At 68.0% G+C, this 459-nt stretch carries 1 protein-coding gene; it reads left to right on the top strand.

From position 1 onward, the window contains the following. Positions 1 to 459 (top strand): condensation domain-containing protein (locus AABA78_RS38915; protein WP_338270594.1); only part of this gene is annotated, 459 nt, incomplete at both ends.

The following is a 459-nucleotide window of genomic DNA, read 5'->3' as shown; positions in this document are numbered from 1 at the left end:
CTGACGGGCTGGCAGCTGCTGATGGCCCGCTACTCCGGCCAGGAGGACGTCACCGTCGGCTCTCCCATGGCGGGCCGCACGCGTGGAGAGGTGGAAGGCCTCATCGGCCTCTTCGTCAACGCCCAGGTGCTTCGCACGCGCGTGGCGGGCCGCGACTCCTTCCGCACGCTGCTGCGCCAGGTGCGCGAGACGGTGCTCGGCGCCCAGGAACACCAGGAGCTTCCCATCGAGCGTCTCGTGGAGGAGTTGAAGCCCGAGCGCATCCCGGGACGCACGCCCTTCTTCCAGGTGATGCTCACCTACCAGGCCTCCTTCCGCGGCGCGGCCTCCGTCGAGGGCGTGAAGCTGGAGGCGATGGAGCTCGACACCTTCTCCGCCAAGTTCGACTTGACGCTTCAGGTGCTGGAGTCGGACGCGGGCCTCAAGGGCTACCTCGAATACACCACCGACCTCTTCACC

The organism is Corallococcus caeni, from assembly GCF_036245865.1.
Lineage (GTDB): Bacteria > Myxococcota > Myxococcia > Myxococcales > Myxococcaceae > Corallococcus > Corallococcus caeni.
The sequence above is the reverse complement of the archived record's forward strand: the minus strand, read 5'-3'. Positions and strand labels throughout refer to the sequence as shown.